Source organism: Spongiactinospora rosea, from assembly GCF_003315795.1.
Lineage (GTDB): Bacteria > Actinomycetota > Actinomycetes > Streptosporangiales > Streptosporangiaceae > Spongiactinospora > Spongiactinospora rosea.
Genome location: NZ_QMEY01000034.1, coordinates 19,389 through 38,491 on the forward strand (window position 1 = coordinate 19,389; position 19,103 = coordinate 38,491).

Below are 19,103 nucleotides of genomic sequence, written 5' to 3' on the forward strand. Positions count from 1 at the left end.
GGCTCCTTTCGACACCTCAACGGTCCGGGATTTCCGGGCAGGAGGCATCCGCCGGCGGCCTTGTTCGCAGGTACGACGGGTGGAGTGCGGGGCGGTGACCCGGAGTACTCCCGGTGACGTACGCTCCACGGCCCGCCTAAGGTCGGTCGTATGCGTTTTGGGGTACTAGGTCCGCTCACCGTCTGGACCGACGCCGGGGAGGTCGTCTCGATCCCCGGGGCCAAGGTGCGGGCGTTGCTGGCCGATCTGCTCGCGCACGAGGGCCGGGTGGTGTCGGCCGATCGGCTGGTCGCGGACCTGTGGGGGGACGACGTGCCGGGCAATCCGGTGGCGGCGTTGCAGGTGCGCGTGTCGCAGTTGCGGCGGGCGCTGGAGGAGGCCGAGCCGGGGGGCAAACTGCTGGTCGTCTCCCGCGCGCCCGGCTACCAGTTGCGGGTGGAGCCGGACGCGGTGGACGCCGCCCGGTTCGCCCGGCTCGTGGCGGAGAAGCGGCTGCCCGAGGCGCTGGACCTGTGGCGGGGATCGGCGTACGCCGACTTCGCCGACCACGAGTTCGCCCAGCACGCGATCACCAGGCTGGAGGAGGCGCGGCTGGCCGCGGTGGAGGAGCTGTCGGAGGTACGCCTGGCCGCGGGCGAGCCGGTGGACGTGACCGAGCTGACCAACGCCCACCCGCTGCGCGAACGCCTGCGCGCCGTCCACATGCAGGCCCTCTACCGGGCCGGGCGGCAGAGCGAGGCCCTGGCCGCGTACGCCGAGCTGCGCGAACGGCTGGCGGGCGAACTCGGCCTGGACCCCTCCCCCGAACTCGCCGACCTGCACACCCGGATCCTGCGCCAGGATCCGGCCCTGAGCGGCCCGGCCCGGCGGCGGCAGACCAACCTGCCCGCCCCGGTCAACGACCTGATCGGCCGGGAGACGGCCGTCGCCGAGATCCGCGCGCTGCTGGGCACGGCCCGGCTGGTCACGCTGACCGGTTCCGGCGGGGTCGGCAAGACGCGCCTGGCGCTGGAGACGGCCGCCGGGCTGGCCGCCGACCACGCCGACGGGGTCTGGCTGGTCGAACTGGCCGCGCACGAGAAGGACGACACCGGCTCGCTGGCCGAGGCCGTGCTCGCCGCGCTCGACGTACGGGACGGCGCGGGCCCGGACAGCGCCCTGGAACGCCTGGTGGACGCGCTGCGCGCCCGGCGGCTGCTGCTGGTCCTCGACAACTGCGAGCACGTCGTCGAGCACGCCGCGCGGCTCGCCGACGAGCTGCTGCGCGCCGCCCCCGGCCTGCGCGTCCTGGCGACCAGCAGGGAGCCGCTGTGCGTGGCCGGTGAGGCCCTGTACGCCGTACCCCCGCTCGACCTCCCCAAGGGCGGCGACCTGCGCGCCGTGGCCGGGTCGCACGCGGTGCGGCTCTTCCTGGCGCGGGCCGCCGCGTCGGCGCGCGGGTTCGCGCTGGACGAGACCAACGCGGCGGCCGTCGCGCAGCTCTGCCGCCGCCTGGACGGCCTGCCGCTCGCCCTGGAACTGGCCGCCACCCGGGTGCGGGCACTCGGCGTCGAGGAGCTGGTGGCCCGGCTGGACGACCGCTTCCGGGTGCTGTCCGGCTGGCAGCGCGGCGGACCGGCGCGGCAGCAGACGCTCTCGGCGACGATCGACTGGAGCTGGACGCTGCTCAGCGACGCCGAGCGGGTGGTGCTGCGCCGCCTTTCGATCCACTCCGACGGTTGCACCCTCCAGGCCGCCGAGGAGGTCTGCGGCGGCGACGGGCTCGACGTGCTGGAACTGATCGCGCGGCTGGTGGACCGGTCGCTGGTGACGGTGGTGGACGGGCCCGCGGGCACGCGCTACCGGCTGCTGGAGTCGGTGGCCGCGTACTGCAGGCGCAGGCTGGACGACGCGGGCGAGACCGAGCGGGTACGCCGGGCGCACGTCGAGTGCTACGCGGCGCTCGCCGTACGGGCGGAGGCGCGGTTGCGCGGGCCCGAGCAGGCGCAGTGGCTGCGCCGCCTGGACGCCGAGGCCGCGAACCTGCGCGCCGCGCTCGACGCCGCCCCCGCGGACGCGGCGCTGCGGCTGGTCAACGCGCTGGCCTGGTACTGGTTCCTGCGCGGCAGGCTGCGCGAGGCGCGGCGGGCGCTGGACGTCGCGCTGCGCGCCCCCGGCGACGCGCCCGAGGCGGACCGGGCCAGGGCGCGGGCCTGGCGGGCCGGGTTCGCGCTGCTGCTCGGCCAGGACGCCGGCTGGGCCGACTGGAAGGACACCCTCGCGATGGACGACCCGGGCGACCGCGCCCGGGCCGAGTGGTTCTTCGCCTGGAGCATGCCCGACCTGCCGTCCGCGCGGGCCTTGGCCGACAGCGCCCTGCTGACGTTCCGGGAACAGGGCGACCGCTGGGGCGTCGCGGTGACGCTGAGCGTGCTGGCCCGCGACGCCTACACCCGGCGCGACTTCCCGGACCTTGAGCGGACCGGGACGGAGAGCGAGCGGCTGTTCCGCGAGCTGGGCGACCGCTGGGGGCTGCTGCAGGCGACCGAGTGGCTGGGCGGGCTGGCCGAGGTGCGCGGCGAGTACGAGCGGGCGAGCCGGATGTTCACCGAGGGCCTGCACATCGCCGAGGAACTGGGCCTGTGGCCGGAGGCGGCGGGCCGGCTGTCCTGGCTCGGCTGGATCGCGCTGAGCCTGGGCGAGTACGACAGGGCGATGGAGACCTGCGAGCGGGCGCTGCGGCTGTCCCTCGGGCAGGGGCACCGGCAGGGGGAGATCTTCGCGCGGATGGGGCTCGGCTACGCCGCCCGCAAGGCCGGTCGGCCGGATCTCGCCGAGGAGCACCTGAACGCGATGCTGGCGGGCGTGCCCCGGGACCCGGACCTGGAACCGGCCCTGCACCTGCCGACGGTGCTGGTCGAGCTGGGGTTCGTCCGGCACGGGCGGGGGGAGGCGGAGGCGGCCAGGGAGCTGTTCCTGGAGGCGTTCGCCGCGGCCAGGAAGATCGGCGACCCGCTGAGCACGGCGTGGGCCGTCGAGGCGCTGGCGGCGACCGTCCCGGCCGGGGAGGCGGCCCGGCTGCTGGGGCTCGCCGCCGCCGCGCGGGCCGCGGCGGGCGTACGGGTCAACCGGCACGAACGCGACGACATCGACCGCATCACCGAGCAGGCCCAGCGCGCGCTGGGCGCGGAGCCGTTCGCCGCCGCGCACGCGCTCGGCGGCGGGCAGGGGTTCGACGACGTGCTGTGAGCCTCAGGCCCCGGGGGCCGGACCGCCGAGGACCATGGCGAGCCGGCCCGCCAGGATGCGGTTCTCGGCGAGGCGGGGGTAGGCGGCCATCAGGGCGTCGGCGTGCCGGGTCAGCGAGTCGCGGGCCAGTTTCAGCAGGTCGGCGTACGGCACGACGGCGATCCCCCGGGCGTAGGAGCTGGCCACCAGCACCCGGCCGTCGTCGAAGCGGAGGCTGAGCCATTCGTCGTCTTCGAGGAAGTCCATGGACATGCGCCCGGCCGCCGGGAGGCCGGAGAGCCGCCAGGCGAAGCCGACCGCGAAGCTCAGCGTCGCCACCCAGCCGAAGTTCGTGCGGAAATTCAGGCCGTCGAGCCGCAGATCCACGTCGCCGACGAAGCAGGAGAAGAAGAGCTGGTACCCGGGCGCGGTGGCGAGGTCGAGTTCGTCTTCCCGTTTGCGGCGCTCAGGGTCCTCGCGCACGCTGAAATCGAGCGCGAGTTCGGCAGGCTTGTCGTATGGCATGTGAATTGTGGCGGGGGTCGGATGGCGAATGAGCGATGCGGACCAGGCGGACGCGGCGGGCCGCGAAAGGGCAGGAAGAGGCCGGAAGGGGCCACGGCTTTCGGCATGGGATCCGCCGGCCGAGCCCCGCGCCCGCGCGCGGGGTCGCCACGGCGGGACAGGCTTCCGGGCAGCCCTCCGGTCCTTTTCGGAGAACACGCAGAAGTCACCACAGTATCACTTGGCGACTTTTTCATCGCGGTTTTCCACGTTTTATCGGCGCACTTCTCCGCGGTCGAGATCGAGAATGGCGTCGGCCACCGCGCGCAGCGTCCGCCGGTCCTCCTCGGGCGGGCGCATCGCCGCGGGAGTGCCCGGGTAGGTGTCGAACAGGACGTGTTCCGCGCCGAGGCCGGCGAGCGCGAGCAGGTCGCCGCGGATCTGGTCGAGGGTGCCCTGCCCGGCCAGGCGTTCGTCCTCGGGCAGCGGCGAGCCGGTGACCCGCAGCGGCAGGCGCGGCGCGAAGGCCGGGACGGGACGGCCCGCCTCCAGGGCCGCCGCCCGCAGGGCGGCGAGTCCTTCGTGGATCTGAGCGGGCCGGAGGTTCAGCGGGTGCCAGGCGTCGCCGAACCGCACGGTACGCCGCAGCGCCGCGCCGCTGGCCCCGCCGACCCAGATCGGCGGGCGTCGCCTGCCCGCCGAGGCCGAAGCGACCGACACCTCCTCGAAGGCGACGTGTTCGCCCGCGAAGGACACCACGTCCTCGGTCCAGTAGCGGGTGATCACCTCCAGGTACTCGTCGGTGATCGCCCCGCGCCGCTCGAACGGCACCCCGAGCGCCGCGTACTCCCGCCTGGCCCAGCTCACCCCGACCCCGAGGATCAGCCGCCCGCTGCTGTACTCGTCGATGTCGGCGGCCATCCGCGCGACCTCCAGCGGATGCCGGAAGGGCAGCACCACGACCGTCGTGCCGAGGCCGATCCGCGACGTGCGCCCGGCGAGCCAGGCGAGCGCGGTGAACGGATCGTAGAACGGCGCCGGGTACTGTTTCGCCACATCCGGGGTCACCGCCAGATGATCGGAGATCATCGCGAAGTGGAACCCCTCGTCCTCGGCGAATCGCGCCCAGCCGAGCAATGTGCCCGCGTCGGTGCCGGGGCCGAAGTTGAGGATGTTGACGCCGAATTTCATTGACTCTCCCGTTCATCGCTCGTTGCCTTGGGGGGCGGGCCTGCCGTGAGCACGCTACGAGCGGTGCTGGAGCGTCAGAGGGTGCGCCAGAGGGTGTTTCAGAAGGTGTTTCAGAGGGTGTGGACGAAGCGGGTGGCGTCGTCGTGGGACATGCCGGTCTCGCCCCGGACCAGCATGATCGCGCGGTCGGGGTGGCCTGAGGACTTCAGCGCCCGCGCCCGCGCGGCGAGGTCGGGCTCGCGCGGCGGCGGCCTGCGGCCCCCGGCGAGCCGGACCGCGAGCAGGATCAAACCGATCGTCAAGGCCGCGATCAATGCGAAGACGACCATGATGATCATTAATTCGACCGGGCCCAGGTTCGGCACACCTCGATGATACGTCGCGGCCCCCGCGAGAGGGCGCGCCAATCGCCGTCGGCGATTTCACGCCGCCATATCGCCCGCTAATAGTAAAAGCGGAAAAATACTCCAAAATCCCCATATGTGGCTTCACAGCCCCCGCCCCCCGAGACCACCGCACACCCAGTGAACCTTTTTCAACCGGTCGCTTGGACCAGGTCAGGGGCGCCTCCACCAGACTCGGCCCGGGCATGGTAGCCCGGCAGGACGCCTGGTCATGCGGGCACGGAATCCCACTTACCACCCCTGACCAGGGAACCTGAGGTGGAAAAAGGTTCAGTGATACCCTCCCACATCCATGCGGTTCGACCACAACGACCACTACCACCCCCTGCTCCTCCGCAGCCTCCCCCGGGGCGCGCGGACGGCGCTCGACGTCGGGTGCGGCACCGGCCGGTTCGCCCGCAGGCTCGCCGCGCGCGGCCTGGAGGTGGACGCGCTCGACCCCTCCCCCGAGGTGATCGAGGACGCCGCGCGGGTCTCACCGGCCGCCGGGGTCCGCTACCAGGTGGCCGACATCACCGAGGTCGCGCTCCCCGCCGCCCGCTACGACTACATCTCCTGCCTGGCCAGCCTGCATCATGTGCCCTTTGAGACGGTCACCCGGCTGCGCGCCGCGCTCGCGCCCGGCGGCGTCCTGGCCGTCCTGGGCTGCTACGCCGAGCGCACCCCCGCCGACTACGCCGTCGGCCTGGTCGCCGCGCCGGTCAACGCCGTGGCCCGGCTCGCCGCCGCCGTACGCGGCCCGGACGACGGCGCGATCCGCGCCCCCGTGCACCGGCCCGCGATGAGCCTGCCCGAGATCAGGCGGGCCGCCGCCCGGCTGCTCCCCGGCGCGTCCGTCCGCCGCCTGCTCTTCTGGCGTTACCTCCTCCTGTACCACGCCGGCAGGCCCTGACGCTCAGGCGGCGTCGGCCACCGGGGTGGAGACGTCGACGATGAGGCCGTTGGGGTCGGCGAGCAGGCAGCTCCGCTGCCCGTAGAACAGGTCGCGCGGCGGGGCGACCACCGGTACGCCCTTGATGACGGCGCTCTTGTAGACCGTGTCCACATCGTCCACCACGATGGTCAGGATCACGCCCTGCGGAGGGTTGCGGACCTCCCCCGGCACCAGCTCGTGGTCCCGCCGCCAGATGCCGATCTCCCGCTTCGGCTCGCCGGGGGCGGAGAGGTTGATGAACCAGTCCGATTCGAAAGCCACCGCGAACCCCAGCAGGCCCACATAGAAGTCACGGGTCTCGGTGAGGCGGTCGGACAGGATGTTGGGCAGCACTCGGTCAATCATGCGACCCCCTCTACCCGGCATCGCCCGCCACACCCTTCGAGCGCCGCCCAAGTATGGGTAGATTCACACACTAGCGATATGCGCTCGCGCTTCGCGCACTCAGCCCTACTCTGGTGTGATGACGGCACCTATCGCCTCTGGCCGTACCGCGGGCGCATACGCCATCGGCGGCGAGGCGGTCATCTACTCGTGCGACGCCGCAGCGGATCCTGCGGATCTCGTACTGACGCGGGCCGGTCTGACCAGTTGAACCGCTTGAACCACAGAAAGCGCGAAAACCGGAAGCACCAAAGAAGCATGTGAATCAGATCATTCAGTTCAATTATTCGAATTAGTCGAACCGTGAGGCGGCAGCCATGACCGAACCCTTCTCGGCGAGATGGCCCGGACGCTGTTCCGATGACGCGGCGCAGGGGTCACTCCGGGGTGAATATCGGGTCGACACGGACGTATGGGCACGCTGGAACCAACCACATCAAGCGGAACGCATCGGGCCGCTGCATCAGCACGATTGGGGTAATCGAGGCATGGACGGCATCAGCGGATCTTCTGCATTTCCGCCGATCGGTGACTACGGTTTCCTGTCCGACTGCGAGGTAACGGCCCTCGTCGCGCCGAGCGGGAACATCGAGTGGCTATGCCTGCCGCGCCTGGATGCGCCGAGCGTGTTCGGAGCAGTGCTGGATAGAGGGGCCGGCGGCTTCCGGCTCGGCCCCGCCGATATCCGGGTGCCCGCGGCCCGCCGATATATCCCCGGCACCATGGTGCTGGAGACCAGTTGGGGCACCGCGACCGGCTGGATCATCGTCCGTGATGTACTGCTCATGGGGCCCTGGCACCATGAGGACGAGCTTTCGCACACCCACCGAAGAGCCCCGACCGACTATGACGCGGAGCACGTGCTGCTGCGCACGGTCCGGTGCGTGAGCGGCGAGGTGCAGGTCACCCTGGAGTGCGAGCCGGTGTTCGACTACGGCAGGCAGGCCGCCACCTGGTCCTACACCGACCGCGGCTACCACCAGGGGGTGGCGCGCGCCGAGGAGGTCGGCCTTGAGCTGAAGCTGACCACCGACATGCGACTCGGGTTCGAGGCGGGCAAGGCCATGGCCCGCACCCTGCTCAAGGAGGGCGAGACCCGCTACGCCGCGCTGTCGTGGACCGAGCACGAGCCGCCGCACGACTTCCGGGAGGCGTACGAGCGGCTGGTGTGGACCGCCCACCACTGGCAGCACTGGCTGGCCAGGGGCGACTTCCCCGACCACCCGTGGCGGAGCTTCCTGGAGCGCAGCGCGCTCACGCTGAAGGGCCTGACGTTCGCGCCGACCGGCGCGCTGGTGGCGGCGGCCACCACGTCGCTGCCGGAGACCCCGGGCGGGCAGCGCAACTGGGACTACCGCTTCAGTTGGATCCGCGACTCCACGTTCGCCCTGTGGGGGCTGTACACGCTGGGGTTCGACTGGGAGGCCGACGACTTCTTCTGGTTCATCGCGGACGTCGCCGAGCGGGACAAGGACCTGCAGATCATGTACGGCGTGGACGGCGAGCGCGACCTGCACGAGGAGACGCTCGACCACCTGCACGGCTATGAGGGCGCCAAGCCGGTCCGGATCGGCAACGGTGCCTACAACCACCGCCAGAACGACGTGTGGGGCGCGATCCTCGACTCCTTCTACATCCACATCAAGTCGCGCGACGGCCTGGACGAGCGGATCTGGCCCATCATCAAGCGCCTGGTGGAAGCGGCCATCACGCACTGGCGGGAGCCGGACCGGGGCATCTGGGAGGTACGCGGCGAGCCCAAGCACTTCACCTCCTCCAAGGTGATGTGCTGGGTGGCGACCGACCGGGGCGCGCGGCTGGCCCGGCTGCGCGAGGAGCCCGAACTGGCCGACCGGTGGCAGAAGGTCGCCGACGAGATCCACGCGGACGTCTGCACGCGCGGGGTCTCCGCCGACGGCATCTTCCGCCAGCACTACGACACCGACGCGCTGGACGCCTCGCTGCTGCTCATCCCGCTGGTGCGGTTCCTGCCGCCGGACGACGCCCGGGTGAAGGCCACGGTGCTGGCCATCGCCGACCATCTGACGGTCGATGACCTGGTGCTCCGCTACATCACCGACGAGACCGACGACGGCATGACCGGCCAGGAGGGCAGTTTCACGATCTGCTCGTTCTGGCTGGTCTCGGCGCTGGTGGAGATCGGCGAGCTGGACCGGGCGCGGCGGCTGTGCGAGAAGCTGCTGTCGTTCGCCAGCCCGCTCGGCCTGTACGCCGAGGAGATCAACCCGGTCAACGGCCGCCACCTGGGCAACTTCCCGCAGGCGTTCACCCACCTGGCCCTGATCAACGCGATCATCCACATCATCAGGGCCGAACAGCAGCAACTGGCCGTGCCGTCGATCACGTCGAACGGCGGTCCGGGGCGGGTGTGAGCCCGCCGGGCGGCAGGTAGGGCGCGGGCACGGTGTAGGTCCAGCCCTCCTGCCACCCGAAGGGCGCGTCCACCAGGTCCTCCAGCGCCTCGCCGTGCAGCAGGTGCTGGAGGGCCCACCGGTTGGCCGAGTGGGCGATGACCAGCACCCGCGCGCCGTCCCACGACGCGGCGAGGTCGGCCAGGAACGCGGCGGTCTCGGCGGTCACCTGCCGGTAGCTCTGCCCGCCGGGCCACGGCCGGTCGATGTACCCGGCGCGGCGGCCCGCCAGGCGCGCCACGGGCCCGCCGTTCAGCTCGCCGTAGTCGCACTCGCGCAGCCGCCGGTCCTGCCGCAGCGGCACCGCCGAACCGGCGAACGCGATCTCCGCGGTCTGCACGGCCCGCCGCAGGTCGGAGCTGTACACCACGTCGATGCCGTCGTCGCGACGCCGCTCGCCCAGCTCGGCCGCCAGCGCCCGCCCGCGCGCGGACAGCTCCCCCGGCAGCCACCCCGTCGCGATGCCCGTCTCGTTGTCGGTCGTGATCGAGTGCGTCTCGTAGACCAACGTCACCGCCACCGTCGCCCCCTTTCGCCCGTCCGGTCCCTGCTATGACAACCTGGGGCGGTGCACTCTGTGGTGGATCTCGCTACCGGCGAAAAGACCTACACCCTCAGGCGGGCCGTGGCGGCGGACGTACGGCCGATCGTCGCGCTGCTGGCCGCCGACCAGCTCGGCGCGACCCGCGAGGACCCGGACGGCGGCGACTGGACGGCGTACGAGCGCGCGTTCGCGGCCATCGACGCCGACCCCGCGCACCTGCTGCTCGCCGTGACCACCTCACCCGGCGGCGAGGTCGTCGGCACCATGCAGCTCAGCTTCCTGCCCGGCCTGGCCAGGCGCGGCGCGACCCGCGCCCAGATCGAAGCGGTACGTGTCCATGAGCGGCACCGGGGCGGCGGGCTCGGCGCGGCGATGATCTCCTGGGCCGTCGGCGAGGCCCGGCGCAGAGGTTGTGCGCTCGTGCAGCTCACCAGTGACAAACGCCGCTCGGACGCCCATCGCTTCTACACCCGCCTCGGCTTCACCGCCGGCCACGAGGGCTTCAAGCTGGCACTTTGACCTGCGGCGCGGGCACGCGGGCGGTGGCACGGACGACAGGGGTGATGGCCAGGCCGGACAGGAGGAAGGCCACGCCGAGGGTCAGCCAGCCCGCGGTGCCCCAGCCGAGCAGCATGGTGGTGAGCAGCAGCGGGCCGAGCATCCGGGCGATCTGCGGGGCCATGCCGTAGAAGCCCTGGTACTGCCCGTGCCGGCCGTCGGGGGCGAGGGCGAAGCTCAGTTCCCAGCCGCCCGCACCCTGCATCATCTCGCCGAACACCTGGATCACCGCGGCGACGAGGAGTACGGCGATAGCGGCGGTGGTCCCGATGGGCGCACCGGACAGGGCGTACACCGCGCAGGCGGCGAACATCAGCAGGCCCGCGCGGCGGATCGCGGTGGCGGCGGTGCTCGGGCCGGTCACCGGGCGGGCCAGGCGCACCTGGAACAGCACGACACTGATCATGTAGACCATGAGCAGCGCGGCGGCCAGCCACGCGGGGGCCTCGGTGCGGTGCACGATCCACAGCGGCAGGCCCAGGCTGAGCAGCGGCATGTTCAGGTACATGACCGCGTTCAGCAGGGTGATCAGCGCGTACGGGCGGTCCCGCAGTACGGCCAGCCGTGGCTCGCCCGCCGCGACCGGCGGCGCGGGCGGCACCTCGGGCAGCCCGCGCAGCACCAGCGTGGCGGCGAGGAAGCACACCGCGTCGGCCACGAACACCGCCAGGTAGGCGGCCTCGGTGTCCACCGACAGGGCCAGTCCGCCGAGGCCCGCCCCGACGGCGAGGCCCGCGTTCAGGGTGGACTGGAGTCGGGCGCGCATGGCGGTCCGCTCCGCGGGGTCCACCAGCCCGGCCAGCAGCGCCTGCCTGGCCGAGGTCAGCCCGGCCTGGCAGCAGGCGTAGGCGCAGGCCGCGACCAGGAACGCCGGGAAGGACCGCACCACCAGGAACGCGCTCAGCGCGGCGGCGGTGAGCAGGGCGAGCAGCAGCGCGGTACGGCGCGGCCCCCAGCGGTCGGCCAGGTGCCCCATCGGCACCCCGGCCAGCATGCCCGCGCCCCACGCGAGCGTGAGGCCCAGCCCGACCTGGGTCGGCGACAGGCCGACGATCCGGGTGAAGAACAGCGCCGAGGTGGCGTAGTAGGCGCCATCGCCCAGCGAGTTGACCAGTTGCGCCAGGGCCAGTACGCGGGGCGGCCCGGCAGGGGGCAGGATTCGGTTCATGCCGCCCTCCTCGTCGGGGTGGTGGCACCATTGAACAACGGGGAATTGGCCGGGATAAGAGCCAATGGGAGCAAAGTCGATTGGGCCAATAGTGGACATCCATATCAGCCTGGAAGGGCCCGGCGACCTGGCCGCGCGCATTTACCGCGGTATTCAGGACGCCATTCTGGACGGCAGGCTGCGTCCGGGCGAGCGCCTGCCGCCGACCAGGGCTCTGGCCCGCGGGCTGGAGGTGTCGCGCAACACGGCCTCGGTGGCCTACGAACGGCTGACGGCCGAGGGTTTCCTGGTCGCCAGGGTGGGCGCGGGGACGTTCGTGAGCGACCGGCACATTCCGCCCGCCCGGCCCGCGGGGCCGTCGTACGGCGGCGCGGTGCGCCCCCGCTCGCCGTGGCGCGACATCGACCCGGTCATCGAGGACCCGACGGAGGCTCCCTACGACTTCCGGGTCGGCGTCCCGGACGGCGGGCTGTTCCCGCTGGCCACCTGGCGGCGGCTGATCGCGGGCGAGCTGCGCGCCCGGGCGGTGTCCGCCGGTTACCACGATGCCGCCGGTCACCTGGGGCTGCGCCAGGCCATCGCCCGTTATGTCGGGGTCGCCCGGTCGGTCCGGGCCCGTCCTGATGACGTGCTGCTCACCCAGGGCGCGCAGCAGGCACTCGACCTCATCGGCCGGGTGCTGATCGCCCCCGGCGACCGGGTGGCGGTGGAGGAGCCCGGCTATCCCCCGGCGCGGATGCTGTTCGCGGCCATGGGCGCGCGGGTGACCGGCGTGCCGGTGGACGACCAGGGCCTGGTGGTGGCCGCGCTGCCGCCCGGCGTACGGCTGGTGTACGTCACGCCGTCGCACCAGTTCCCGCTGGGCGTCCCGATGTCGCTGGAACGGCGGGCCGCGCTGCTGGACTGGGCCGCCCGGCACGAGGCGGTGATCGTGGAGGACGACTACGACAGCGAGTTCCGCTTCTCCGACCGGCCGCTCGCGCCGTTACAGAGCCTGGACCGCACCGGGCGGGTCCTGTACGTCGGCACGTTCTCCAAGACCCTGCTGCCGATGCTGCGGCTCGGCTTCCTGGTCGCGCCCGCCTCGCTGCGCACCGCCCTGCGGGCCGCCAAACGGCTGGCCGACTGGCACGGCGACCCCATCGCGCAGGCCGCGCTGGCCCGGTTCATCGACGACGGCGAGCTGCCCCGGCACATCCGCAGGGCGACCCGCGCCTACGCGGCCCGGCATGAGCTGATCGTCGCGGCGCTCCGCGGTGACCTGGCCGAATGGCTGACCCCCATGCCCTCGACGGCCGGGTTGCACGTCTGCGCCCGGCTCAATCCGGGCGTGCCCGCCGCTCTCGGCGAGGTCCGGGCACGGGCGCGGCGGCTCGGGGTGGCCGTCGAGCCGCTGGCCGGCTACTACGCGGGCGAGCCGGAGCACGGCCTGGTACTGGGCTACGGGGCGATCCCGGCCGAACGCGTCCCCGAGGGACTGCGGCGGCTGCGCCGCGCGTTCACGGAGGTGGCGTGAGCCCTCAGGCGGCCAGGGGCAGTTCGCGGGCGATGGCGGCAAGGCGGGTGTAGGAGTCGAGCCGCCGCTCGTGGTCGTAGGTGTTCATGGTGACCAGCACCTCGTCGGCGCCGGTACGCGCCACCAGGCCGGACAGCTCGGCCGCCACCTCGTCCTCGGTGCCGTGGATCTGGCCCTCCAAAGCCTCCTCGAAGTAGCCGCGTTCCCTGGCGTCCATCGCGCGGGCGAGGATGTCGCGCGGCGGGGAAAGCTGCGGGAACTCGCCCCTGGTCCGGGAGTAGGCGGTGGACCACGCCTCGGGCACCAGGAGTTCCTGCGCCTCGGCGGCGGTGGCGGCCACCGCGACGGTCGCCGCCACCACGACGTACGGGCGGCCCGTGACGGTGGCGCGGTACCGCTCGATCGCGGGCCGCATGCGCTCCTCCCGCCCGCCGATGACCAGCGGCAGGCCCAGTTCGGCGGCGATGTCCGCGCCGCTGCCCATGGCCAGGACGAACGCGGGCACCCGCAGCCCCTCGGCGGGCCAGGCGTGCACGCCGGGATGGCGGGGCGCGCGACCGGCGAAGTATCCGAGCAGCTCCGACACCTGGCCGGCGAAGTCGTCGGTGGCCTCCTTGCCGTGGCCGAGCGCCCGTCGTACGCCGTCGGTGAAGCCCACCGACCGCCCGAGCCCCATGTCGATACGCCCCGGGTAGAGCGATTCCAGCACCCCGAACTGCTCGGCGACCACCAACGGGCGGTGGTTGGGCAGCATCACGCCACCGGTGCCCACCCTGATCCGCGAGGTCGCCGCGGCCACCGCGGCGGCCAGCACGGTGGGCGCGGAACCCGCCACGCCGGGCACGCTGTGGTGCTCCGACACCCAGAAGCGGTGGTAGCCCAGCCGTTCGGCGGCACGGGCGAACCGCACGGTCTCGCGCAGCGCCTCCGCGTGCCCCTTTTGGTGCCCTGCTCGGACCAGCGAGCGGTCCAGGATCGAAATGCGCATCACCTTCGGTGTAACACCGGGTGATTCGCGGTGGTTCCCATGCGTTTGGGGGATGCTGGGTAGATGGTGGCGTTGCGCTTCGACGAAGAGCTGCGGGTGTTCCTGGCCGCCGGGCGGCGCGGCGGGGACGTCAGCGTGCCCGCCGACGGCACCTCCACGCTCGGGCACCTGGTGGAGGCGGCGGGGGTGCCACTGACCGAGGTCGGTTCGATGCTGGTGGACGGGCGGGACGAGCCGCCGTCGTACCGGCCGGACGGCGGCGAGACCGTCGAGGTGGGGCCGGTGCGCAGGCCGCAGCGGGTGGAGTCGGCGGGGTTCCTGCTGGACGTGCACCTGGGCACGCTCGCGCGGCGGCTGCGGGTGCTCGGCGTGGACGCCGCCTACCACAACGATCGCGACGACGACGAGCTGATCGAGCAGGCCAATACCGAACGGCGGGTGCTGCTCACCCGCGACCGGGGCCTGCTGCGCCGCAGGAGGCTGTGGGCGGGCGCGTACGTGCGCGGCGAGCGGCCAGACGACCAGCTCGCCGACGTACTCGACCGGTTCGCCCCGGACCTCGCCCCCTGGACCCGCTGCACGGCGTGCAACGGGCTGCTCGAACCGGCCGCCAAGGAGGACGTGATGCACCTGCTGGAGCCGGGCACCCGCCGGGAGTACGACACGTTCGCCCGCTGCCGGACGTGCGGGCGCGCCTACTGGCCGGGCGCGCACCGCCCGCACCTGTCGGCGATCGTGCGCCGCGCCCGGGGGCGCTGAACCGGCCCGGTCACCTCTCCTGGAGCACCGACAGGACGTTGCCCGCCGGGTCCTTGAACCACGCGATGTACGGCCCGCCGGCCCGCATCACCCCGCGTTCGTCCTGTTCCATGCCCGGATAGCGCTCGAAGGTGATGCCCCGCCCGGTCAGCTCGTCGATGGCCGCCTCGATGTCGTCGACCGGGAAGTTGAGGATGGTGAAGGACGCCGGGGTGTGGCCCGGCTTGGGATAGATCAGCACGTTCGCCCCCGAACCGAGGCGCAGGGTGAGCAGGCCGTACTCCTCGGAGACGTCGAGCCCCAGCGTCTCACCGTAGAAGCGGCGGGCCTGCTCGATGTCGTCCACGGAAAAACCGCTGAACGCGTTGGTGTTCTTGAACATGCTTCCCCATTATTCGCTGATCAGTGCGGGTGCGCCCAACGATTCGGATCGTCTTCAAGCGACTCGCGGTCCCAGCGGCCGAGGTCGGCCGCCGCCGTGTAGGTGTCCTGGAGGAAGTCGAGCACGGCCCGGTCGGGGTCGTTCGCGGTCCGGGCGGCCTCGTACGGCAGCACGAACTCGCCCAGGTCGGCGTTGTAGGAGGCCGCCTGCGGGCGTACCGGGAAGTCGGCGTAGCCCTCCGGCTCCGGGTAGGCGTAGGAGTAGAACGCGCCCTCCTCGCCGCCGCCGGGGAAGAAGCCGCAGCTGCTCAGCTCGTGGGAGTAGCCCTCGACCATCACCCAGTCGCCGACGTTGGGCGCGCCGCCGGGGTGCTTGGGCGCGGTACGGCCGGAGAACCGCGTGCAGGCGAGGTCCATCGCGCCCCAGAACAGGTGGACCGGGCTCACCTTGCCGATGAAGTAGGACCGGAACTCGCTGAGCACCCGGTGGGCCTGGACGAGCTGGAGCCAGAACAGGTGCGCCTGCGCCGGGTCGTAGGAGCAGTGCTGGTAGTCCTCGGCGAACGGGATGGCGGGCTCGACCTCGTTGGGGCGGGGCCTGATCCGCACGTCCAGGCCGAGTTCGTGCAGCGCGTTCATGGTCTCGGTGTAGAAGACGGCGACGGGCATCGCCTCAAGGGCGATGTCGCGGACCCGCCCGTCGCCCGCCCGGATGCGCAGCAGGTGGTCGCACAGGTCGAACTCGATGTCGAAGACGCGCCTGCCGTACGGGATGGCGGAGGTGGTCAGGCCCTGCGCGCTGACGTACAGCGGGACCTGCCACCAGTGGTTCACCATCGGTGCCTGGGCCAGACGGACCTTGCCGACGACCTGGGCCCACATGTGCAGCGTGTCGCGCGTGGGGCTCCACTCCGCGACCCGCAGACTCGGCCACTCCTCCATAGCGCACCCCATTCCCCCACGTCAGGGGGCATAACCCGACGGGTTACGGCGTCCAGGAGGGGTCGCGGCCGGTCAGTCCGAGCACCCGGTCGAGCGTCGGCGAGCCGTCCGGCACCGGCACCTCGGGGCCGTAGACGCCCATCTGCCTGCCCATGTCGGCGGTCTTGGCGACCTCCTCATGGGCGTGGGCCAGCAGACCGGCGTCCCAGGTGGCCGGCCTGCCGACGGCCCGCGACAGGTCCCAGCCGTGCACCAGGAACTCCACCGTGACCATGCCGCCGACCAGCGCGGCGGGCAGTTCGGTGGGGCCGCCCATGTGGGTCGTGCCCGTCCAGGCGCCGGGGTCGTCCCAGGCGGCGGCCGTGCGTTCGACCTGGGCCACGAGGTCGGCGGCCCAGTCGCCGCCGGTCAGGTCGAGTTCGCTCTCGGTCGCGGCGGGCGGCGGGACGGTCTCCTTGCGCCCGGCCCCTTCCAGCGAGGGCCCCCAGAAGAGCAGGTGGTGGACCAGCGCGCGGACGTCGAAGTCGGCGCACGGGGTGGGCGCGGTCAGGTGGTCCGGCTTGAGGTCACGGACGATGTCGATCAGGGTACGGCCCGCTTCTGCGACCGGTCGTGCGTCAGACATGAGGTCCACGCTAGGGCCCTCACCTGGGGAGGTATTAGCCGACCTCGGCTACGCCGACCAGGCCCACTTCGCCCGCGACTTCAAGGCCATGTTCGGCGAGTCCCCCACCCACTACGCCGAACGCTACTGAGCCCCGGCCCGTCACGGGCCGGGGTCAGGTCACCAGTTGGCGGGGAGGCCGGGGGTGGTGCGGGGGAGTTTGTGGCCCTTGGGGTGGATGATGTAGACGATGCCGCCGCTGCTGGTGCTGCGCAGCCAGACGTTCTCGAAGGCGGCGCGGGGGTAGACGCGGCGGACGGCGGCGTTGTCCGGGGAGGCCGGGTCGTTGGCGATCACGTCGCCGGTGGCGGTGAAGCCGATCACGACCATCAGGTGGCCGTTGGTGCCGTATCCGGCGCCGGGCAGTTCGTGGGCCTGGAAGGACTGCGAGGTCACCACCGGGATGCCCGCCTTGATCAGGCTTTCCAGCTCGGTCAGCGAGCGCAGCCTGGTGACGAAGCCGGACAGGCCGAACCGGCCCGCGTAGGCGGTGTTGAACGGCCAGTTGCCCGCGCCTTGGTAGGTGTAGTCGTAGGTGTGCCTGGCGGCGTAGTCGACCTCGGGGTCGGGGTCGGTGGGATCGACCCAGGAGGTGTCCCGTTTTGTCGGCCACCGGTGCCAGCGGCCGAGGACCATGGTGGTGGACGTGGGGCTGCACCACGCCTCGCCGCCGCCGTCCCATTCGGGGTAGTGCCCCTCGTGGACGTTCTGCGACCGGCGCGGTACGTCGAGTTCGACGCCCCACGCGCCGCCGCCCGGGCTGACCGGCACGGTCGCGCGGTCCGGTACGGCGGAGGCCATCGCGCCGAGCGCGCTGAGGACCGGCCCGCGGGACTGGCCCGGCTTGCGGTAGAGGGTGACGCGCAACTGGTAGGAGTCGATCGGCCTGTCCTTGGCGGCGACGAACGTGTCCACCGCCACGCTGCCGTCGGCGTCGCCCTGGCCGCGTACGGACGTGCGCTGGATGTCGGCGTCGCCGTACGCCCAGCGGCCGAGGATGTACCACTTGGTGTCGGGGGCGGTGCCGCGCATGTCCACCTGGATCCAGGTGCCCGCCGGGGTGTCGGCGGTCCAGGAGGCGACGAGTTCGGTGGCGGCGAACCCGACGTCCCGGCCGGAGCCGGTCCAGCGGGCGTACTCCCAGGTCTTGGTGCCCAGCGCGTCGGTGTAGGCCAGGGTGCCCACGGCCTTGCCGAAGCGCAGCGCGCCTCCGGCGGCGAAGGTGCCCTCCTGGGTGCCCGCGGGGAAGGCGGCCCGCTGGTAGACGACGTCGGGAATCGGCGCGGGGACCCTCGCGGCGGCGGCCTCACCCGTCATCGGGGCGGCGACGAGGACCAATGACATGAGCGCTACGGTCAGCTTTCGCATTTGACCTCACTTCGGGGCTCGACGCGGGGAATGTAGTTCGCCGGTCGGGCACGCGCATCGGAGATGTTACGTATCGCGTGCGGAACCCTGGCAACTCCGGCGAAGTTCCGCGGTTTCCCGATTTCCGGACGTCCCCTTTGCAATGATCACCAAGTTCTTATTCTCATGAAAGGCTGTGGCCGATCATGGAGTGCCCGTCCCCCGGAAGGAACGATCGCCATGGCCGGCGCGAGCGACCCGCCCCCCGGACTCGACCCGACCGTCCCGCACACCGCCCGGATCTGGAACTACTGGCTCGGCGGCAAGGACAACTACGCGGCCGATCGGGCGGTCGGTGACCGAATCCGGCAGGTGATCCCGGACATCGCCGAGTCGGCGCGGGCCGATCGGATGTTCCTCGGCCGGGCCGTCCGATATCTGGCGGGCGAGGCGGGCATCCGGCAGTTCCTGGACCTGGGCACCGGCCTGCCCACCGCCGGGAACACGCACGAGATCGCGCAGGGCATCGCCCCCGAGTCGCGGATCGTGTACGTGGACAACGACCCCCTCGTACTCACCCACGCCCGCGCCCTCCTCGTCGGCACCCCCGAGGGCCGGACCGACTACCTGCACGCGGATGTGCGCGATCCCGGCGCGGTGATCGAGGCGGCCGGGGCGACCCTGGACTTCTCCCGGCCGGTGGCGATCATGATGCTCGGCATCCTCAACTTCGTCACCGACGACGTGGAGGCCGGTGCGATCGTGCGCCGGTTCCTGGACGCGGTGCCCTCGGGCGGCCATCTGGCCATCGCCCATCCCACCGATGAGGTCAGCGCGGAGGCGGCGCACGAGGCCGTCCGGATCGGGAACGAGGCGGGAGTGGCCGAAATGTGCCTCCGCGGGAAGGACCGGTTGCTCGCGTTCTTCGACGGGCTGGAACTGCTGCCACCCGGGGTCGTCTCGTGCTCCCGGTGGCGTCCAGAGGAGTCGCCGTTCGGGGTTCCGGACGAGGTCTATCAGTTCTGTGGGCTTGCCAGAAAACCATGAGACGGGTGGTGGTGCGCTGCTGTGTGACACGGCATGCGGTTTACGGGCGGGCCGTATCATCGAAACGTGACCGCACTTTATCTCTAAGTACGCTTGTATTGCCAAATACGGCCCCGCTTTTATTCTGACATCG

The 19,103-nt window shown here is 72.0% G+C and carries 20 protein-coding genes; 9 read left to right on the forward strand and 11 right to left on the reverse strand.

Translation table 11 applies throughout. The features are described from left to right. Positions 1–150 precede the first annotated feature (150 nt). Positions 151–3,228, forward strand: a complete 3,078-nt coding sequence (locus tag DP939_RS40960; protein ID WP_113986240.1) for a BTAD domain-containing putative transcriptional regulator — start codon at positions 151–153, stop codon at positions 3,226–3,228. A gap of 3 nt (positions 3,229–3,231) precedes the next feature. On the opposite strand, the gene DP939_RS40965 is transcribed toward DP939_RS40960, so the two are convergent. The 3 genes from DP939_RS40965 to DP939_RS40975 form a co-directional block, all read right to left on the reverse strand. After that, positions 3,232–3,732 carry a hypothetical protein gene (locus DP939_RS40965; RefSeq protein WP_113986241.1) on the reverse strand — a complete coding sequence of 167 codons (501 nt, stop codon included), beginning with the start codon at positions 3,730–3,732 and terminating at the stop codon, positions 3,232–3,234. A gap of 252 nt (positions 3,733–3,984) precedes the next feature. Then, positions 3,985–4,902: a TIGR03619 family F420-dependent LLM class oxidoreductase gene (locus DP939_RS40970; RefSeq protein ID WP_113986242.1), complete on the reverse strand. Its 918-nt coding sequence runs from the start codon at positions 4,900–4,902 to the stop codon at positions 3,985–3,987. A gap of 110 nt (positions 4,903–5,012) precedes the next feature. Then, the gene (locus DP939_RS40975) at positions 5,013–5,267 is read right to left on the reverse strand and encodes a hypothetical protein (protein ID WP_225878821.1); all 255 of its coding nucleotides are present in this window, start codon (positions 5,265–5,267) and stop codon (positions 5,013–5,015) included. A 331-nt stretch (positions 5,268–5,598) separates the two neighbouring features. Here DP939_RS40975 and DP939_RS40980 point away from each other — a divergent pair, with 331 nt between their 5' ends. Beyond that, positions 5,599–6,198 carry a class I SAM-dependent methyltransferase gene (locus tag DP939_RS40980; RefSeq protein ID WP_113986244.1) on the forward strand — a complete coding sequence of 200 codons (600 nt, stop codon included), beginning with the start codon at positions 5,599–5,601 and terminating at the stop codon, positions 6,196–6,198. Positions 6,199–6,201: 3 nt separating this feature from the next. Here the strand turns inward: DP939_RS40980 and DP939_RS40985 are convergent, their stop codons facing one another. After that, positions 6,202–6,585: a VOC family protein gene (locus DP939_RS40985; RefSeq protein ID WP_158578959.1), complete on the reverse strand. Its 384-nt coding sequence runs from the start codon at positions 6,583–6,585 to the stop codon at positions 6,202–6,204. A 118-nt stretch (positions 6,586–6,703) separates the two neighbouring features. Here DP939_RS40985 and DP939_RS48945 point away from each other — a divergent pair, with 118 nt between their 5' ends. Together DP939_RS48945 and DP939_RS40990 are read left to right on the forward strand one after the other, a co-directional pair. Further along, the gene (locus tag DP939_RS48945; protein WP_263972379.1) at positions 6,704–6,835 is read left to right on the forward strand and encodes a hypothetical protein; all 132 of its coding nucleotides are present in this window, start codon (positions 6,704–6,706) and stop codon (positions 6,833–6,835) included. A 277-nt stretch (positions 6,836–7,112) separates the two neighbouring features. Further along, on the forward strand, positions 7,113–9,017 hold the full coding sequence (locus DP939_RS40990; protein WP_113986246.1) for a glycoside hydrolase family 15 protein: 1,905 nt from the start codon (positions 7,113–7,115) through the stop codon (positions 9,015–9,017). Here the strand turns inward: DP939_RS40990 and DP939_RS40995 are convergent. Next, the gene (locus tag DP939_RS40995; RefSeq protein ID WP_113986247.1) at positions 8,986–9,576 is read right to left on the reverse strand and encodes a histidine phosphatase family protein; all 591 of its coding nucleotides are present in this window, start codon (positions 9,574–9,576) and stop codon (positions 8,986–8,988) included. The genes DP939_RS40990 and DP939_RS40995 overlap by 32 nt on opposite strands. 48 nt (positions 9,577–9,624) lie before the next feature. Between DP939_RS40995 and DP939_RS41000 the strand changes: the two genes are divergently transcribed. Then, positions 9,625–10,119, forward strand: a complete 495-nt coding sequence (locus DP939_RS41000) for a GNAT family N-acetyltransferase (protein WP_404828632.1) — start codon at positions 9,625–9,627, stop codon at positions 10,117–10,119. Here DP939_RS41000 and DP939_RS41005 read toward each other — a convergent pair. Further along, positions 10,103–11,326: an MFS transporter gene (locus tag DP939_RS41005; protein ID WP_113986249.1), complete on the reverse strand. Its 1,224-nt coding sequence runs from the start codon at positions 11,324–11,326 to the stop codon at positions 10,103–10,105. The two genes, DP939_RS41000 and DP939_RS41005, sit on opposite strands and share 17 nt — an antisense overlap. A 91-nt stretch (positions 11,327–11,417) precedes the next feature. Here DP939_RS41005 and pdxR point away from each other — a divergent pair, with 91 nt between their 5' ends. Then, the gene (gene pdxR, locus DP939_RS41010) at positions 11,418–12,842 is read left to right on the forward strand and encodes a MocR-like pyridoxine biosynthesis transcription factor PdxR (RefSeq protein WP_113986250.1); all 1,425 of its coding nucleotides are present in this window, start codon (positions 11,418–11,420) and stop codon (positions 12,840–12,842) included. A 4-nt stretch (positions 12,843–12,846) separates the two neighbouring features. Here pdxR and DP939_RS41015 read toward each other — a convergent pair whose 3' ends face one another. Then, positions 12,847–13,830, reverse strand: a complete 984-nt coding sequence (locus tag DP939_RS41015; protein ID WP_113986251.1) for an MsnO8 family LLM class oxidoreductase — start codon at positions 13,828–13,830, stop codon at positions 12,847–12,849. 63 nt (positions 13,831–13,893) lie between these two features. Here DP939_RS41015 and DP939_RS41020 point away from each other — a divergent pair, with 63 nt between their 5' ends. Then, positions 13,894–14,589 (forward strand): Mut7-C RNAse domain-containing protein, encoded by a 696-nt coding sequence (locus DP939_RS41020; RefSeq protein WP_113986252.1) that lies wholly within the window; start codon positions 13,894–13,896, stop codon positions 14,587–14,589. A 10-nt stretch (positions 14,590–14,599) separates the two neighbouring features. Here DP939_RS41020 and DP939_RS41025 read toward each other — a convergent pair whose 3' ends face one another. The 3 genes from DP939_RS41025 to DP939_RS41035 are packed head-to-tail and all read right to left on the reverse strand — an operon-like array spanning position 14,600 to position 16,537. Continuing rightward, positions 14,600–14,971, reverse strand: coding sequence for a VOC family protein (locus DP939_RS41025; protein ID WP_113986253.1), 372 nt, complete (start codon positions 14,969–14,971; stop codon positions 14,600–14,602). A 20-nt stretch (positions 14,972–14,991) separates the two neighbouring features. Further along, positions 14,992–15,912, reverse strand: coding sequence for a DUF5996 family protein (locus DP939_RS41030; protein WP_225878822.1), 921 nt, complete (start codon positions 15,910–15,912; stop codon positions 14,992–14,994). Positions 15,913–15,955: 43 nt separating this feature from the next. Further along, the gene (locus DP939_RS41035; RefSeq protein WP_113986255.1) at positions 15,956–16,537 is read right to left on the reverse strand and encodes a TIGR03086 family metal-binding protein; all 582 of its coding nucleotides are present in this window, start codon (positions 16,535–16,537) and stop codon (positions 15,956–15,958) included. Here DP939_RS41035 and DP939_RS41040 point away from each other — a divergent pair. Further along, positions 16,536–16,667 (forward strand): helix-turn-helix domain-containing protein, encoded by a 132-nt coding sequence (locus DP939_RS41040; RefSeq protein WP_199565745.1) that lies wholly within the window; start codon positions 16,536–16,538, stop codon positions 16,665–16,667. The genes DP939_RS41035 and DP939_RS41040 overlap by 2 nt on opposite strands. Positions 16,668–16,696: 29 nt before the next feature. Here the strand turns inward: DP939_RS41040 and DP939_RS41045 are convergent, their stop codons facing one another. Next, positions 16,697–17,920, reverse strand: coding sequence for a C39 family peptidase (locus tag DP939_RS41045; RefSeq protein WP_225878823.1), 1,224 nt, complete (start codon positions 17,918–17,920; stop codon positions 16,697–16,699). Positions 17,921–18,163: 243 nt separating this feature from the next. On the opposite strand from DP939_RS41045, the gene DP939_RS41050 reads away from it, so the two are divergent. Further along, positions 18,164–18,970, forward strand: a complete 807-nt coding sequence (locus DP939_RS41050; RefSeq protein ID WP_113986258.1) for an SAM-dependent methyltransferase — start codon at positions 18,164–18,166, stop codon at positions 18,968–18,970. The last annotated feature ends 133 nt before the right edge of the window (positions 18,971–19,103 follow it).

Bases quoted from the DNA above. Each gene is read 5' to 3' on its own strand.
- DP939_RS40960 (WP_113986240.1), top strand. From the start codon at position 151: ATGCGTTTTGGGGTACTAGGTCCGCTCACCGTCTGGACCGACGCCGGG.
- DP939_RS40965 (WP_113986241.1), bottom strand. From the start codon at position 3,732: ATGCCATACGACAAGCCTGCCGAACTCGCGCTCGATTTCAGCGTGCGC.
- DP939_RS40970 (WP_113986242.1), bottom strand. From the start codon at position 4,902: ATGAAATTCGGCGTCAACATCCTCAACTTCGGCCCCGGCACCGACGCG.
- DP939_RS40980 (WP_113986244.1), top strand. From the start codon at position 5,599: ATGCGGTTCGACCACAACGACCACTACCACCCCCTGCTCCTCCGCAGC.
- DP939_RS40985 (WP_158578959.1), bottom strand. From the start codon at position 6,585: ATGATTGACCGAGTGCTGCCCAACATCCTGTCCGACCGCCTCACCGAG.
- DP939_RS48945 (WP_263972379.1), top strand. From the start codon at position 6,704: ATGACGGCACCTATCGCCTCTGGCCGTACCGCGGGCGCATACGCCATC.
- DP939_RS40990 (WP_113986246.1), top strand. From the start codon at position 7,113: ATGGACGGCATCAGCGGATCTTCTGCATTTCCGCCGATCGGTGACTAC.
- DP939_RS41005 (WP_113986249.1), bottom strand. From the start codon at position 11,326: ATGAACCGAATCCTGCCCCCTGCCGGGCCGCCCCGCGTACTGGCCCTG.
- DP939_RS41015 (WP_113986251.1), bottom strand. From the start codon at position 13,830: ATGCGCATTTCGATCCTGGACCGCTCGCTGGTCCGAGCAGGGCACCAA.
- DP939_RS41020 (WP_113986252.1), top strand. From the start codon at position 13,894: ATGGTGGCGTTGCGCTTCGACGAAGAGCTGCGGGTGTTCCTGGCCGCC.
- DP939_RS41025 (WP_113986253.1), bottom strand. From the start codon at position 14,971: ATGTTCAAGAACACCAACGCGTTCAGCGGTTTTTCCGTGGACGACATC.
- DP939_RS41030 (WP_225878822.1), bottom strand. From the start codon at position 15,912: ATGGAGGAGTGGCCGAGTCTGCGGGTCGCGGAGTGGAGCCCCACGCGC.
- DP939_RS41040 (WP_199565745.1), top strand. From the start codon at position 16,536: ATGAGGTCCACGCTAGGGCCCTCACCTGGGGAGGTATTAGCCGACCTC.
- DP939_RS41035 (WP_113986255.1), bottom strand. From the start codon at position 16,537: ATGTCTGACGCACGACCGGTCGCAGAAGCGGGCCGTACCCTGATCGAC.
- DP939_RS41045 (WP_225878823.1), bottom strand. From the start codon at position 17,920: ATGTCATTGGTCCTCGTCGCCGCCCCGATGACGGGTGAGGCCGCCGCC.
- DP939_RS41050 (WP_113986258.1), top strand. From the start codon at position 18,164: ATGGCCGGCGCGAGCGACCCGCCCCCCGGACTCGACCCGACCGTCCCG.